The 16,123-nt window shown below is 37.2% G+C and carries 10 protein-coding genes; 7 read left to right on the top strand and 3 right to left on the bottom strand.

Translation table 11 applies throughout. The annotated features are described in order from the left end of the window. The first annotated feature begins 4 nt into the window (after positions 1-4). Genes RB619_RS05490 through RB619_RS05480 form a run of 3 tightly spaced genes read left to right on the top strand, consistent with a single transcriptional unit; the run spans position 5 to position 10,079 of the window. Positions 5-3,433: an RHS repeat domain-containing protein gene (locus tag RB619_RS05490; RefSeq protein WP_308095149.1), complete on the top strand. Its 3,429-nt coding sequence runs from the start codon at positions 5-7 to the stop codon at positions 3,431-3,433. A gap of 10 nt (positions 3,434-3,443) precedes the next feature. Beyond that, positions 3,444-9,554 (top strand): DUF6443 domain-containing protein, encoded by a 6,111-nt coding sequence (locus RB619_RS05485; RefSeq protein ID WP_308095147.1) that lies wholly within the window; start codon positions 3,444-3,446, stop codon positions 9,552-9,554. A gap of 9 nt (positions 9,555-9,563) precedes the next feature. Next, positions 9,564-10,079: a hypothetical protein gene (locus tag RB619_RS05480; protein WP_308095145.1), complete on the top strand. Its 516-nt coding sequence runs from the start codon at positions 9,564-9,566 to the stop codon at positions 10,077-10,079. A gap of 118 nt (positions 10,080-10,197) precedes the next feature. On the opposite strand, the gene RB619_RS05475 is transcribed toward RB619_RS05480, so the two are convergent. Then, the gene (locus RB619_RS05475; RefSeq protein ID WP_308095143.1) at positions 10,198-10,773 is read right to left on the bottom strand and encodes a hypothetical protein; all 576 of its coding nucleotides are present in this window, start codon (positions 10,771-10,773) and stop codon (positions 10,198-10,200) included. A gap of 77 nt (positions 10,774-10,850) precedes the next feature. After that, on the bottom strand, positions 10,851-11,222 hold the full coding sequence (locus RB619_RS05470; RefSeq protein ID WP_308095140.1) for a hypothetical protein: 372 nt from the start codon (positions 11,220-11,222) through the stop codon (positions 10,851-10,853). 102 nt (positions 11,223-11,324) lie between these two features. On the opposite strand from RB619_RS05470, the gene RB619_RS05465 reads away from it, so the two are divergent. Further along, positions 11,325-11,549: a helix-turn-helix transcriptional regulator gene (locus RB619_RS05465; protein ID WP_308095136.1), complete on the top strand. Its 225-nt coding sequence runs from the start codon at positions 11,325-11,327 to the stop codon at positions 11,547-11,549. An 85-nt stretch (positions 11,550-11,634) separates the two neighbouring features. On the opposite strand, the gene RB619_RS05460 is transcribed toward RB619_RS05465, so the two are convergent. Further along, positions 11,635-13,254 carry a hypothetical protein gene (locus RB619_RS05460; protein WP_308095134.1) on the bottom strand — a complete coding sequence of 540 codons (1,620 nt, stop codon included), beginning with the start codon at positions 13,252-13,254 and terminating at the stop codon, positions 11,635-11,637. 1,036 nt (positions 13,255-14,290) lie between these two features. On the opposite strand from RB619_RS05460, the gene RB619_RS05455 reads away from it, so the two are divergent. The 3 genes from RB619_RS05455 (at position 14,291) to RB619_RS05445 (ending at position 16,123) form a co-directional block, all read left to right on the top strand. Next, a complete protein-coding gene (locus RB619_RS05455) occupies positions 14,291-14,431 on the top strand; it encodes a hypothetical protein (protein WP_308095132.1) in 141 nt (46 codons plus the stop codon). 61 nt (positions 14,432-14,492) lie between these two features. Continuing rightward, complete coding sequence (locus RB619_RS05450) at positions 14,493-15,068, top strand: tyrosine-type recombinase/integrase (RefSeq protein WP_308095130.1); 576 nt, start codon at positions 14,493-14,495, stop codon at positions 15,066-15,068. Between the two features lie 488 nt (positions 15,069-15,556). Next, entirely contained in the window at positions 15,557-16,123 is a 567-nt protein-coding gene (locus tag RB619_RS05445; protein WP_308095126.1) for a hypothetical protein, read from the top strand.

Raw genomic sequence — 16,123 nt, 5'->3', positions numbered from 1 at the left:
TAAAATGTATCAAATCAATATAAAATCCTCAGTCAAATTCTTAGGCTGTTTTTTTCTTTTTACTTTTTTGGTAGCAAATGCTCAGACAAATGATTCGAGCAAATTCTTGCCTAACATAATTCCTCCTTCTCCTGTATCCTATGATTTAGGGAAATACGGTAACCAGCCTGTCGGCATGTTTACTGGAGCGACAAATATAAACATCCCAGTCATCTCTTTTAAATCTTCAAACATTGAAGTGCCAATAAGTATGTTCTACACTAATGATGGTATTAAAGTTGACAACACTTCTGGTCAGGTGGGGTTAGGCTGGGGAATTAACATGGGAGGAGTTATCAATCGTGTTATTCGTGACAAAAAAGACGATGCCGGCATCATGCTTCCAACTGAAAAAGTCTTAGAGCCGGGAATAAATGCAGATAAATATGACTTTTATCAAAAAATTGGAGACCCAATGGCAGACAGTGAGCCTGATTTATTCAGTTTCAATTTCAATGGCTATTCAGGGCAATTTGTATATGACAGCGAAGGCCAGGTATTGATGCTTAAAGCAAATAATATTAAGATCGAATATCTTAATATTGATTCTTCTTTTGGATTTATGGCAACAGCTCCAGATGGTGTCCAGTATTATTTTTTTGCTACAGAAACTACACTTCCAACTGGAGGAACAGGTGGCGGTGGAGGAGGAACTGGTGCAAGTGTCACATCATGGTATCTTACTAAAATTAAGCATCCGAAAGGAGATGAAGTTTATTTTGCTTATGAAAACTATGATTATCAGTACCTATCATCAAAATCGCAATCGCTGACAGTTCCAACTGGGTATTTTGCTGTTTCCTGTTCAGATCCTGGGTTCAATCAGTCTTCTTTAAGTCTTCAAAACATTGCTGACAATTACTTGGAAATTTTTGGAAAAAGAGTGACGCAGATAACAACCAATAATCCAAAAAATGGGAATTTGGAATTTACCTACGGCACTATTGATCCAGATATTACAGGATTCAATAAGCTCTCGCAGATTGTATTAAAGAATGATCAGGGAACTGTTATTGAAAAAATCAATTTTAGCTACGCCAGTAATCCAAATAAAAGAACCTTTCTTAAAGAGATCGTTTATCTGGATCCAGCCAAAAAATATGCTTTTGAATATTTGAATGAATCCAGTTTTCCTGCCCGACTTTCATTTGGTCAGGATTTATATGGATATTATAATGGAAAAAACAATACGAATATTATACCATCAGGATTAAGAGGATATGGAGTAGAGAATATGACTTATAATGGTGCTGATCGCGATATAGTAACTGCAAATGCACAGCAGGGAATGCTCTCTAAAATTATATATCCAACAAAAGGATATACAAAAATTGATTACGAATCGAATGATTATTACGGAGAAAAAACAACCTATCCTTCTGTGACTTCAGCAAGATGCGAGAGTGTGCTCCCTGGAAATGAATTTGGCTATAAAGAAATTATTTCGCCAATACAGCAGGATATTAAAATTTCTGGAAAATCAAGTTTTAATGACAGTTGTGCACCAAATATGAATACAGGACATGATACTGCAAGTTTTCAGATATTGGATGTCCAGGCAAATCAAATGGTTAATTTTTACAAATTAACCAGCAATGGTCTTGAATCCAGTTTAGGAAATGCAGTTACTATAACAAATAGTGTGACTACATTTTATTTTCATGCAGCAGCAGGCAAGACTTATAAAGGCATCATACAGTTGAATGCACCATGCACCAAAGCATACTGTGATATGAGTTATTATGCTACTGCTCCAGTTACTGTTATGGCAGATATAATAACTGGCGGAGTAAGGGTGAAAAAACAGACTGATTATCACTATGACAATACTGTTAAGAACAAAAAAACATATTATTATACAGATTCAACAGATCCATTGACAAGACATTCATCTGGAAAGCTTATGATGACAAAGCCTTTTTTTGGAGATGTAGTAACTATTAGAGGAGGCTGTGGCATAACTGGACAATTTAATGAAAAAAGGGATTGGATTGTAACTTCAAGCAGTTTCATTGTGCTTTTTAATGAGCAAGGAAATAATGTCGTTTATGGAAAAGCAATTGAAAGTTTCGGAGGCGATAATTATGAAAATGGAGCTTTAGAGCATCAATACAGGATCAACAAAAATACAACGGGCAATCTTTTGGCAGGCACTGACATTCAGAGTTCTCCAAATGTAAACGATGGATGGGATCATGGAAATGAATTAAAAACAATTACTTATTCAAAACCGCAGGGTACTCTTGTGAAAGTGAACGAGAAAACCAATCAATATAGCCTTGATGCCAGAAGTGCGAGAGTTGTCACTGCATTTTCATGCAGAAAAAACTTTGAACTTTATGCTGAAGGCAGTGCAGTTTATTATTGCCAATCTGGCGATATTGGCAAGTCATATTATATTGGATATACTTGTACAGCAACTCATGCCCATAATACATGGCTTCCTTCAGGCAAATGTTTTGCTTCAGGAAACAACAATGTCAGACAATATTTAAATAATTCATGCTTTAGCGCCTCCGCAGGAGCACCAGTTTATTTTCCAAACAATCTGGAAAATCTTTCAATAAAAAGCTTCACCATCAAAAGCAACTGGAGCTATCTACAGAGCAGTACGGAAATTCAGTATGACTTGAATGGATCAAACCCTATTACGACGGTGACAAATTATACTTATAATAACCCAGATCATTTACAGTTGTCGGTACAAAGCAGTAAAAATTCAAAAGCAGAAACGGTTGAAACAAGATTTTTCTATGCAAAAGATCCTGAAGTATCTGGCCTCTCATTTGTAAATGATATGAAAACTGCAAATATGGTTGAAGCTCCAATTGATACGCAGACCTACAATGGAGCAACTAAGCTTTCAGAACAGCTAACTGTATATGAAAAAAGTACGGCAACAAGCAATATACTGCTTCCTAAATCTATTTACACAGCAAAATTTCCTAATTCCCTACCCGCAGTTTTAGATAACCGAAACATCGAGAGAAAAGTCACTTTTGACAAATACGACGATAAAGGAAATGTTTTGCAGTACACTTTAGAAAGTGGTACTCCGGTTTGCATAATCTGGGGTTACAATAAAACACAGCCGATTGCCAAAATAGAAAATGCAACTTATGCACAGGTAGAATCATCAGTAGCAAATTTGGAGACAGTTTCAAGTTCAGGCAATGAAGCCAATTTGATTGCGGCATTGAACAATTTAAGAAACACGCTTCCAAACGCGATGATGACAACCTATACTTATAAATTATTAGTGGGAGTAACAACAATTACAGACCCGAAAGGATATACGACCTATTATGAATATGATCAGTTCAATCGTTTGAAGCTAGTAAAAGATAATGCTGGGAAAATTTTATCTGAGAACCAATACCACTATAAAAACTAAAAATACAATTATGAAAAAAATTACTTTTACTTTCTTTTTGCTGTTTTTGGTATCCTTTGGCTATTCTCAGATAAATGAAAAAATAATTGCAGCTCCAATGGCCGCACCTCCTCCGGGTGGTGGCTCCTATAAATGGTATCGTGATTTTGATGGTGACGGTTATGGACATTTTACTTCCTCGGTAATGAGCGATACCAAGCCCGCAGGTTATGTTTCAAATAATAAAGACTGTGATGACAGCAATGAACTGATAAATCCCAATACGACTTGGTATCAAGATGCAGACGGTGATGGATATGGAACTTCGACTGTAACTGTAAAAAGCTGTACTGCTGTAGGAGGATATATACTTTATGCAGGGGATTATGATGATTCAACAGCAAATATTACAAACATTGCACCACAATATTTTTATTATGATTCAGATGGCGACGGTTTCGGAAATCCATCCATTTATGTATACTACAGCAACAGACCGGGAGGCTATGTTACAAACGGATCTGATTGCAACGACGGAAATCCTGGCCTGAATCCTAACACGGTATGGTATCAGGATTCTGATGGCGATGGTTATGGAAATGCTGGAGTTGCAGCAAACAGCTGTATACCACCAGGAGGCTATGTTGGAAATGGTGCCGATTACAACGATGGAACAACCAATATTACTAATATTGCTCCTCAATATTTTTATCAAGATGCAGATGGAGACGGATATGGAAATCCATCCGTTTATGTATACTATAGCTATAGGCCTGGCGGTTATGTATCTAATTCTGCCGACTGCAACGATGGGAATGGAGCCTTAAATCCTAATACTCCATGGTATCGCGATGAGGATGGTGATGGATACGGAAATGCCGGAGTAATTGCCTACAGTTGTACGCAACCATATGGTTATGTATCAAATCCTATGGATTGTATTGACTATATGGCGGAATTAAATCCAAATACAATTTGGTATCGCGACAGCGATGGTGATGGTTTTGGTGACAGAAATGTGACAACCGTTAGTTGCAATACTCCTTATGGATACGTTTTAAATAAGAATGATTATAATGACTCTACGGTGAATATCACCGACATTGCACCACAGTATTTTTATCAGGATAGTGATGTGGATTCCTTTGGTAATCCATCGGTATCAGTTTATTACAGCAACAAGCCCAATGGTTATGTCAGCAATAATAGTGATTGTAATGATGGGGATGCAACACTGAATCCGAGTACGATTTGGTATCCCGATAATGATGGAGACGGTTTTGGAGCAACAACTCCAACGTTGATACAATGCTCACAGCCACAAGGTTATGTTCGAAATTCATATGATTATAATGATTCAACGGCAAATATCACCAACATTGCGCCGCAGTATTTTTATCAGGATAGTGATGTAGATTCCTTTGGTAATCCATCGGTATCAGTTTATTACAGCAATAAGCCTAATGGTTATGTCAGCAATAATAGTGATTGTAATGATTCAGACGCTACACAGAATCCTAATACAATCTGGTATCTCGATAATGATGGAGACAGTTATGGAGCAGCAACTCCAACATTGAGACAGTGTTCGCAGCCGCAAGGTTACGTTCGAAATTCATCTGATTACAATGATACAACGGCAAATATCACCAACATTGCACCGCAGTATTTTTATCAGGATAGTGATGTAGATTCCTTTGGTAATCCATCGGTATCAGTTTATTATAGCAATAAACCCAATGGTTATGTTAGCAATAATAGTGATTGTAATGATGGGGATGCAACATTGAATCCCAATACGATTTGGTATCTCGATAATGATGGGGACGGTTATGGAACAGCAACTCAAACATTAAAACAATGTTCGAAGCCACAAGGTTATGTTCGAAATTCATCCGATTATAATGATGCAACGGCAAATATCACAGACATTGCGCCACAGTATTTTTATCAGGATAGTGATGTGGATTCCTTCGGTAATCCATCAGTATCAGTTTATTACAGCAACAAGCCCAATGGTTATGTCAGCAATAATAGTGATTGTAATGATTTAGACGCTACTCTGAATCCCAATACAATCTGGTATCCCGATAATGATGGAGACGGTTATGGGGCAGCAACTCCAACATTGAAACAATGCTTGAAGCCACAAGGTTATGTTCGGAATTCATCTGATTACAATGATACAACGGCAAATATCACCAACATTGCGCCGCAGTATTTTTATCAGGATAGTGATGTGGATTCCTTCGGTAATCCATCAGTATCAGTTTATTACAGCAACAAGCCCAATGGTTATGTCAGCAATAATAGTGATTGTAATGATTTAGACGCTACTCTGAATCCCAATACAATCTGGTATCCCGATAATGATGGAGACGGTTATGGGGCAGCAACTCCAACATTGAAACAATGCTTGAAGCCACAAGGTTATGTTCTAAATTCTTCTGATTACAACGATACAACTGCCAATATTACTAATATTGCACCTTCTACTTTTTACAAGGATAATGATAATGATACATTTGGAAATCCTAGTGTAACCGTGTATTACAGTACAAAACCCGCGGGATATGTAACAAATAGTACCGACTGCAATGACGCAGATGCTGCTTTAAATCCAAATACAAAATGGTATGCCGATAATGATTTGGACGGATTAGGCGATCCTATGAGCTTTATACAGCAATGCACGGCTCCTGCCGGGAATTATGTCCGTGACAATACAGACAACTGTCCACTATTGCAAGGTACAAGTCCTGACTGTTCAAATGTTGCAAATCCATCTTCTGATCACAATTATGTAATCAGCAAAACTTATAAAGAACCAACAGGAACACCTTTGGTTTCACCAGCAGTCGACAAAGTCCAGACTAATATTACCTATTTTGACGGATTGGGAAAACCTATGCAGCAGATTGCAAATCAGCAGTCTTCTTCAGGAAAAGATATTATCACGCATATCGGTTATGACGATTTTGGCCGCCAGATTCAGGAATATCTTCCTTATGAGGCGACTTCAACCAACATGGCTTACGAAACGAATGCAGCTGCAAATACCGTGACCTTTTATAATACCGTAAAATATGAAAACACATCCAACCCGTTTTCAGAAAAGAAATTAGAGTCTTCCCCGTTAAGCAGAGTGCTAAAACAAGCTGCGCCGGGAACTTCGTGGGCCATGAGCGGAGGCCATGAAATAAAGATGGACTATCAGACCAATACGGCCAGCGAGGTAAAATTATACAAAGCGACAACAACGTGGAATTCTGGCTCAGGATTATACGATATTGCTTTTTCTGATGATGGAAATTACTATGCTGAAAACGAATTGTATAAAAGCATTACTTATGATGAAAATACAAGTGCAAATCCAGCCGAAACATCAGGATCGACAGTAGAATTCAAAAACAAGGAAGGACAGGTTGTCTTGAAAAGAACTTATGACGCAGGAGTGAAGCATGATACGTATTATGTGTACGACATATACGGAAACCTGACTTATGTACTGCCTCCAAAAGCAGAAGGAACTATCAATACGCAGATCTTGGATGATTTATGTTATCAGTATAAATACGATTACAGAAATCGTTTAGTCGAGAAAAAACTTCCAGGCAAACAATGGGAGTTTATCGTTTATGATAAATTAGATCGACCTGCCGCAACCGGACCAGCTTTTTCTCCTTTTAAGGACGATACAGCAGTAGGTTGGATGATTACCAAATATGACGCTTTTGGAAGACCGATCTATACGGGCTGGAGCAGTCAGGCTGTGAGCTCTTCAACAAGAAACACTTTGCAGATAGCTCAGAATTCAGCAGCTTTGTTCGAAACCAAACAGACGTCTGGAACTATTGACGGAATTGCAGCTTATTACACCAACGCCAATACACCAATAAGTTTCAAACTGCTGACAGTCAATTATTATGATAATTACACCTTCCCGAGTGCGCAGGCAGTTCCTTCTGCAGTAGAAGGGCAGACTGTTCTAGCAAACATAAAAGGACTGGCTTCAGGTACATGGACAAGAGCGCTTTCAACTGCTTCTTCAATTGCAGGAGAGACAACTACTACTTTCTATGATGCGAAGTCAAGACCAATAAGAACACATCAACAAAATCATTTGGGAGGTTATACTTATACCGACTCTAAACTTGATTTTGGAGGAAAAGCAACTTATACCATTGCCAAGCATAAACGTACCTCTGGAGATACAGAACTTACAATAAGAGAAGATTTTGTTTATTCGCCTCAAGATCGTCTGCTTACGTACACGCATCAAATAAATGGAGGCGCAGTCCAGCTTATGGCGGCCAACACCTATGATGAATTAGGCCAATTAACAAGCAAGAATGTTGGAAACAGCACGGGAAGTCCATTGCAGAAAGTAGATTTTACCTATAATATTAGAGGATGGCTTACTGAAATCAACAAGACAGCAAACCTGCAGCAGGGTTCAGAGCCAAAAGATCTTTTTGCTTTCAAAATCAGTTACAATACTCCTTTGGCTTCAATTGCAGGTGTAACCGGATTGTACAACGGAAATATCTCTGAAACACTCTGGAAAACAGGTGCAGACAACACAGACCGCGGTTACGGATTCAAATACGACAATCTGAACCGATTAAAAAATGCTGTATATGAAAAGAGCGGTCTGACAACAAATGCCTACGATGAGAATTTGACTTATGACAAAAACGGCAATATAATTTCATTGGCTAGAAACGGCGATATCGATCCGCAGACTGGTATTATTGTTATAGATAATCTTGCCTATACATATCCATCTAATTCAAACCAGCTTTCCAAAGTAACAGATAGTTCAAATAATACAAGTGGTTTTAATGATGTCAATAAAACTGGCGATGATTACACGTATGATGCCAACGGCAATATGATTACTGACAAAAACAAGAACATTACTGCTATAGTTTACAACCAGTTGAATCTTCCAAAGAAAATAACATTTGGAACAACTGGCAGTATTGAGTACATTTACAACGCAGCAGGACAGAAACTGGAAAAAATCGTAACACAGGGTACAGTTACTGACAACACTAATTATCTAGGTGGTTTTCAGTACAAAAACAATGTTTTGGAGTTTTTCCCTACTGCTGAAGGTTATGTGAAAAACACTAGTGGAGCGCTTTCTTATGTTTTCCAGTATAAGGATCATTTAGGGAATATACGTTTGAGTTATGCCAAAAACCCGACAACGCAAGTTCTTGAAATTATCGAAGAGAATAATTATTATCCTTTTGGTTTGAAACATAAGGGATATAATGATTATGTGTCGACCGGCTATAAGTATAAGTACAATGGAAAAGAGTTCCAAGACGAGCTGGGACTTGGACTTTATGACTATGGCTGGCGAAATTACGACCCAGCAATTGGTAGATGGATTAATCCTGACCCGCTATTAAACGATTTGAAGTTTAATTTTGATGACAGCCAAGTTGACGAAGATGACGACGATGAAGTTTTAGAAGCAATAGTTACAAAAATAGATACTGGAGGAGGAATTTACAATCCAGATAATCTAAATCCTTATGGATATGGTTATGATAATCCTGTAAGCTTTGCTGACCCAGATGGTAGATGTCCAATTTGTCCATTTATTCCACTTGCCATGTTACTTTTTGCTTCCGAGCCTGCTATGGCACCCACGAAAGACCATGCTGGTGATTCAAGAAAAATGTCAGAGGCAAAAGAAGCAAAAGGAGCGATGATTTTATCAACGATTCCAATAGCAAGAGGAGCTTCTGCTTTTAATAAACTTTCGAATGCTACCAAAGGTAAAGCTGTTGAAGAAGGTTCTCAAAAAAAAGTGCCTAATCCAAATGGAAAAAATGGTGGTCAAAAGCATCAGGAAAAAATAAATGAGTATGGAAAGAAATTGGAACAAAAAGGATACGAAGTAACTAAGGAAAGAAGGGTTAATACGGAAGGTGGTCATAAAAATACCCGTTATACAGACATAACCGCCAAAAAAGATGGGAAGACCGTAAATGTTCAGGTGGGAAAACAAAATAAAAACGGAACACCTGTAGCGAGAGAGCGAAGAGCCATTGAAGATATAAATAATTCAACAAAAGGTGCGCCAAATGGTAGCAATAGGACGATATTTGTTCCATATAATTAATTAAAAATTATGATTTCAAAACAAATTAATTTTTTTCATTCTAATGACGACGAGGAAAGGTTTGTTGCTTTCTTTAAAAGTAAAGGCTTCGAATTATATCCAAACTTAATAAAGCATTTAGACGAAATAAAACAAGAAAAAAATTTATCAAACCAAAGTAAGATAGAGATTGTGTTTGATTCAAATCAAACTGAATATAAATTTATTGAAAAGCAAGGTTATTATCTATGTAATCCTGAAAAATCATATGTGGTAGAGTTTTTAAAATGTATTCCATCGAAAGAAAGCACAATCGAAGCGGGTCGATTATATTACACACCGAAATATTACGAAGATGGAAAATTTATATTAAAGAGTGACGATTTTGTAAGTGAAGCTAATAAACTTTTAAAAGAGTTTAAAAAAGAGTTTTTAAAGAAAACTGAGTATAGTGGTAATTGGTTTTTTACAGAAGATATAAATGATTTATTTAAAAAAAATCTTGCTGAATGGAGGCAAAACAAGAATGTTATAAAATTTGAATAAAAGGAATAAAGCTGAGTAAGTTCTTGCTAGCTAGCGTAGGCGTTCTTTCATGAACTCAATCAAAAAAAAGCCACTCATTACGGAGTGGCTTTTTACTGTTTATGGAGTTGCTACATGTTTAGGGAATAGCCGTAAATGTACCTGTGGTGATATTGAATCTTTTTTCTACTATTTTAGTACCGTCACAGTAACCTAATGGAAAACCATTATCATTGGTTAAGTTACTAATATTGAATTCGCCTTTTAAGGTTTTTCCATCAAAACTAGTGATTTTTATTGTTCCAGATGTTTCATCTGTGTTCCAAAGACCTACTTCTTTATAACAAAGTGAGGGGTCATTTAGGGGTAAAAAGTAATAGGTTTTTTTTGTGTATAAGTTGTATGTTTTATTTACAACTAAGACCTTATCTGTTGTCCTGATTGTCAAACTAAATATTTCTAAGATATCAGAAGTCTTTCCTTTTACTTTTGGGGATGCAGTAATTTCAAACTCATTAGTACTAGTTGTTGTATTATCGTTTTTTGTCCAATTTACATCAGACATCAAGTAGTTTTGTTCGTACTCGATTTGGTTTAATTTGAAATTTATTGCCGAGGACTTTACTGGATTGTTTGCATCATCAGTAGACTCATCAGAGTTTGAGCAATTGATAAATAGGAAGCTGGCTAATAACAGTAATAAAATTTTTTTCATAGAATTTGTTTAAATTTAATATTAAGAGTTTAAAAATCGTATTATCAATACTTCCAACCTCTGTCGGAATGATTAGATTATTGGCATTTATCTATTTCTGTGTTAACATAGTGGAATAATTCGTCAGCGTAACTGTCAGGTAAATCATTATCCTCAATGACATTTCGAACCATTTGCGGAACATACAAATATCTGCTGTTATCGACACGGCTTAGTTCCCGCTGTTGGCTTGTTTCGTTGTTAATGGTTTTTACATAAGAATATCTTTCGCAATAGTCTTTAACGATTGCTGTCTGCGCCCATGTTTTTAGGTCTTCTAGGCTTTTTGTTTTTGGATGCTCTTGTCTGTATTCATTGTTAATACGAAGACTGTACATGTAGCCCCCAAAGCAAAGAAGTGCAAATACAAGAACTGACCCCCTTACAATAATTTTTAATGGATTATTCATTTTTTGGTTTTTAGGATGTGTTAAAATTCGGGCAAACTTAGCATAAAAAATTCAATTCGGCAAATATGCCGATGATTTAGAACGGTATTATTCGACTTTTGAATGATGTCAGAAGAAATTTTAATAAAATTAGGTGATAACATAAATGCCAGAGCTAAAGCTAAGTTCAAAACTAATTTGGAGTTTGCATCTGCATGTGAAATTGATGAAGCAAGTATCAGACGTATATTGAAAGGAAAGCAGAATTTCTCAATTAAAATCTTTTTAAAAATCTGTAATGCGCTAGATATTAAAATGTCAGAACTACTTTCTGAACTCAATATGTAATGTTCGATAGCTTACAAATTAATTAAAACTCCTATAATGAATATGCGTCGATCCTGCGGAGCAGGATTAACGCATATTTGGTTATTTAAGGTTTTATAAAACTTTTTAATTTTGAAATTGTGGTAGTTGTTATCGGCACTCCATCATAATCATTATACTTTTGCTGAGTATTCTGTCTTTTAAAATAGTCCATAAGTTCAGCCATTTCTACGTTGGAGTTATCAATCCCAGAAATGATTTTCAAAATGTCTTCAACGTCAAACGACAATTGAGGCAAAACATCGTAAAGACTTACCATTTCATCCAAGGCATATTTTGAAATATGAGCCGTTGCCGGCTCATGCCTTGATTCAATCAAATCAACATTGCTTACTAAGGAATCATTTTTAACGCTTGTCTTAACTCCATGCTCCAGAATGATACGGTTCATGGTCTGGGCTACAAGTTCTCTGTCTTTTTCTTCACACATCAACGCATCATACACGTACAGCACATAAACGTCTTTAGCGTTCAAATCCCTGATAACTGCGCTCATAATATCCACTTCAACGGCAAACATCTTCTGCGAGGTAATCTTGTGACCATGTTCGTTTTTGTCCTTGTAGATTCTAGCTAGCATATCAGGCTCATTGGTCGCATAGTAACCAAACAACGGAGATTTGCGCATATCGTCCCATTTTTTATTGAAAAAGCTTAGGTGTTCAATCTTAACATCTTTAAGGTCAATTCCTGTACGTTCAGCCACCATTTGATGTGTGAGGTAGCTTGCTGAACCATTATATAACTTGATGATTTCATTGGGATGCAAGCAGATAAAATCGAACTCAGGCAGTTTCTTTCCATCAATGGTAATCTGTTCCCGAATCCAAGCTGGCATAAGGCTAAAGCTATCCACAACACGACCACCGCTTGACATATCGCCAGCACTGGGAATCATAAAACCACGCCCCGTAAGGAACTCGAAGAGCTTGATGTTATCTTCAACAAAGCTCCTGTTTTTCACATCTAACCAATAGTGGTCTTTGTGTTTGTTACGCATGGTTAGGATTTTGCCCTTTTTGGTAGTGCGACCTTCGTTGACCAATTGTTTTCCAATAAGGAGCAGTTCTTCGCTGGTCGGCAAATCAATCTTAGGATACATCTTAATGAGGTTGGAACAGATTGGATGTGCCAAGGCTTCACAGAACTGCTTATAGTATATCTTATTGCGGTTCTGGATAATCCCAGCATCCTTGATGATGTACTCAACGAGTCTCACTTTTAGATAAGTCTGGGTTAATCGGAACTTTTTGGACTCGAAACCCACTTGATAGCTCTTGTCAACTTCGATAAACGCACCTGTGCGTGTTCCAGTGGTCAACACGTCGATTATCTTGGTATAGATATAGGTGTTGTCGCCATTTTTGGATTGCTCGTGCAGTATCGTAGCGTTAAGGGCTTTCCATTTGGAATCCGTGTAATAGGTGCTTGCTAGGTTGGATAGGAACACCAGACACTTTTCAACGGCTATGTCAACATTTGGGTCTACGGTTCTAAGCAAGTCTTTGCAGTATCTTCTTAGGTTGTATTCGGCTTTCTTTGGGATTAGGATAGAATTTACGTTTGGGAAACGCATTGCTGATTCTGACAGCTTGTAATCATTTAGGAGCACGTCTAAGTCTCCAGTATCGCCAGTAAAGGCAATGTAATCATTTGTAAGGTTCATTGTGATATTCTCTTATTCTCGTTCCATCACGTGGATGGATTATTGTCTCTTAGATTGTACTTGGTAAGAGAAGCTGGGGCATGACTCCCAGCAACCAAGGATTTTAGTGAGTTATTCTCTCAGTTATTTCTTTATTATCAAGTATAGGTCTAAATCATGAGATAGTCAAGTGCTTTGTAGGGTCATTTTTTAAAATATTTATGTTAAATTTTTAGACCAACATTTTTGAGTAGCGCAAACTGCGCATAAAGTTATGGTCAAAATACGTCTGTATCCCTTGCTATTTCTGGTGTTATTGCATATCTGTAATAAGTAACATATATGATAGAAGGATGAAGAGAGATAGAAAACCTTCTCGGCATTGTCAATAGCGCAAACTGCGCATAGAGCGACAGGAAGTAATACTCTCTTAAGTCTTGCTATTAATGGCGTTAAGCTCATATTCTTCTATGCGATATTAAGTAACATATATGATAGAGGATTGAAGAGATAGAAATAAATAGAGAAATAACAATACATACTATCAATCCTTTATGTACCGTAAACACTACGATAGCCCTCCCATAATGCACCACGTTATCCTGCAAGCATTGGAGGGGTCTAAAAATGGAGCAATCTAGCTCAACAGACCTCACCATGACCACGGAGACCTCCGCACCCCCTGCAAACACTAATGCTCCAGAGCCAAGTTACCCGCCCGTGTACATCCGAAAAAGTGTACTTTCCCTGACCCGTAGCTCGGATATGTCCGTAAACTGCGCTACCAAAATGGAGCAAAAAAAATATGGAACAAAAATTTCTAAAAAATTTCTGATAAAAAAAATCAGGTTTCATTCTATGACCATATTTATAGAAAAAGAGACCATGAAAATAGTAATAAGCTTATCCCAACTAAAACAGATACTTAAGACCCAAGCAGTCAGATATCCGCTGTCATTCAAAGCAGGGAACTTCACGGACAAGGAACTTGAAGAGTTTTCACGATTGATACAATCCAAAGAACGAGGCTAACGACCTCGTTTTTTTGTGCTCTGAAATGACCCAAAAAGCTGTGAGCCCAGGAAAACCAGGATTTTTCTTGTTTAATCCAAAATATCCCTGGACATTTGTTTCACTTTCAGGAAGAAGTGAAAGCAACCATGTAAACCCAATGAAATCAGTGGTTTACAGAACATGAAGAATCGACCGCTTTCAGATACATTTATTAAGGTAGAAAAGTGAAACTAAAATAGAGCATTATGGCATTAAAAGGACAAAAGACAACAAGTGATTTTTTAGAGTGGGACAAGATGCAGAGCATCGTTTTGAAACTGGAGCGTGATAATGACCTGAAATTTGCGCTACTCATTGCAACAGGCTCTTACATTGGTCTGAGAATTTCCGACCTGCTCCAGCTTCGTTGGAATCAGGTTCTGAATCAGGATTACTTCACCATCACGGAGAAGAAGACCAAAAAGACCAGAAAAGTGACCATCAACCCAGAATTGCAGAGCATCCTGAGCCGTCTATTTATCGAGCTTAAAGCAGGCGAAAGCGATTTGATGTTCGCCAACCGCTCTGGAGATAAGCCGTTCAGCATCCAATACGTGAACAGCAAGCTGAAAGATATTTTTGCCAAATACAAAGTACGTGGTCAGTATTCGAGCCATTTTATGAGAAAAACCTTAGGCAGGAGAGTCTGGGAGGTTAACAAGTACAGTGACCAAGCTTTGCTGTTGCTGTCTCAATTATTCAACCATTCGAGTGTTTCGACCACCAAAATCTATCTTGGAATCCGAGAACAGGAAATCAGCAACTTGTATTTGAGTGTCTAAATGTAAGAAATGGATTTCTTTAATTCTACATAACTAAATTGAGTTATGCATTTACGGAATTAAATCGAAAATTTGGCTATTTAATTACGTTAATTATTTGTTAAAATATGTTAAATATAATTAAGATGTTTTAACAAATGAAAAAATCATGAAAAATTAACTTATTTAAAATCAGTGTTTTATTTTTCTGAGAGACTTAAGTCAATTAAGTTAAGCCGTTTTACATAACGTGATTGAGTTAGGTAATTTTACCAAAAAAAATATCTCAAAAATATCACTTACCTTTGTCAAACAAAACAAAAGGAAAAAGATTATTGCAAGAATCTTTTCGCCATTCTGACAGCTAAAGAATGGAATAAGAGCAAGTTGTAAAGCTGAACAGCAAGCCCTAAAAATCACAAACATGTTTCAATTGAATATTCGACCTAATAATCGAAGCAGGATACCTATGTCTATACGTTACTGCCAAAACCTAAAAAACTAAACTTATGAAAAATACATTAGAAACACTTTTCCAGTCTTTTGAAACTGGCATCAGAAGTTCGAAAGCGATAAAACCGAAAGATTATCTAAAAAGCATCGGATTGGATTATGCAGAGCTTAGAATAGGCTTCAATTCAGGACAATTCCATCATAGAGAAACCCAAGAGTCCAAAGATGAATTTGAAGCTCTAGGAATGCTTAAAAAGAGTGATGCAGGCGTGAGAAAAGAAGACCTGACAGCCTACACTGCATTTGGCAGATACGGACTTATTTTTCCGCTATTGGACAAGGAAAACAGAATCGTAAACTATTTCGCTCTCCGCATCAAGCTCGAAACCGCAAAAGAAGAATACCTCAACAGTGAGGGCATTTATCCAGCATATCCCAGTCCCCTGACCAAAAGGCTCTATCTCGCTCCAACTGTCATCGACTGCGCCAGCCTCATGCAGTCCAAAGCACTGGAAAATAGGGATGCTGTCATGGCGATGCACAATGGAGAGCTTCTGCCACAGCACATAGAAGCCTTAAAATCACTATACGAACTTGAAGAAATCATAATCATAAAAAACTAA

Source organism: Flavobacterium sp. LHD-80, assembly GCF_030929605.1.
Classification (GTDB): Bacteria; Bacteroidota; Bacteroidia; order Flavobacteriales; family Flavobacteriaceae; genus Flavobacterium.
This window is presented reverse-complemented; position numbering and strand designations above follow the sequence as displayed.

Excerpts from the sequence above, each read along its gene's own strand:
- RB619_RS05490 (WP_308095149.1), top strand. The coding sequence starts at position 5 with ATGTATCAAATCAATATAAAATCCTCAGTCAAATTCTTAGGCTGTTTT.
- RB619_RS05485 (WP_308095147.1), top strand. The coding sequence starts at position 3,444 with ATGAAAAAAATTACTTTTACTTTCTTTTTGCTGTTTTTGGTATCCTTT.
- RB619_RS05480 (WP_308095145.1), top strand. The coding sequence starts at position 9,564 with ATGATTTCAAAACAAATTAATTTTTTTCATTCTAATGACGACGAGGAA.
- RB619_RS05475 (WP_308095143.1), bottom strand. The coding sequence starts at position 10,773 with ATGAAAAAAATTTTATTACTGTTATTAGCCAGCTTCCTATTTATCAAT.
- RB619_RS05470 (WP_308095140.1), bottom strand. The coding sequence starts at position 11,222 with ATGAATAATCCATTAAAAATTATTGTAAGGGGGTCAGTTCTTGTATTT.
- RB619_RS05465 (WP_308095136.1), top strand. The coding sequence starts at position 11,325 with ATGATGTCAGAAGAAATTTTAATAAAATTAGGTGATAACATAAATGCC.
- RB619_RS05460 (WP_308095134.1), bottom strand. The coding sequence starts at position 13,254 with ATGAACCTTACAAATGATTACATTGCCTTTACTGGCGATACTGGAGAC.
- RB619_RS05455 (WP_308095132.1), top strand. The coding sequence starts at position 14,291 with ATGACCCAAAAAGCTGTGAGCCCAGGAAAACCAGGATTTTTCTTGTTT.
- RB619_RS05450 (WP_308095130.1), top strand. The coding sequence starts at position 14,493 with ATGGCATTAAAAGGACAAAAGACAACAAGTGATTTTTTAGAGTGGGAC.
- RB619_RS05445 (WP_308095126.1), top strand. The coding sequence starts at position 15,557 with ATGAAAAATACATTAGAAACACTTTTCCAGTCTTTTGAAACTGGCATC.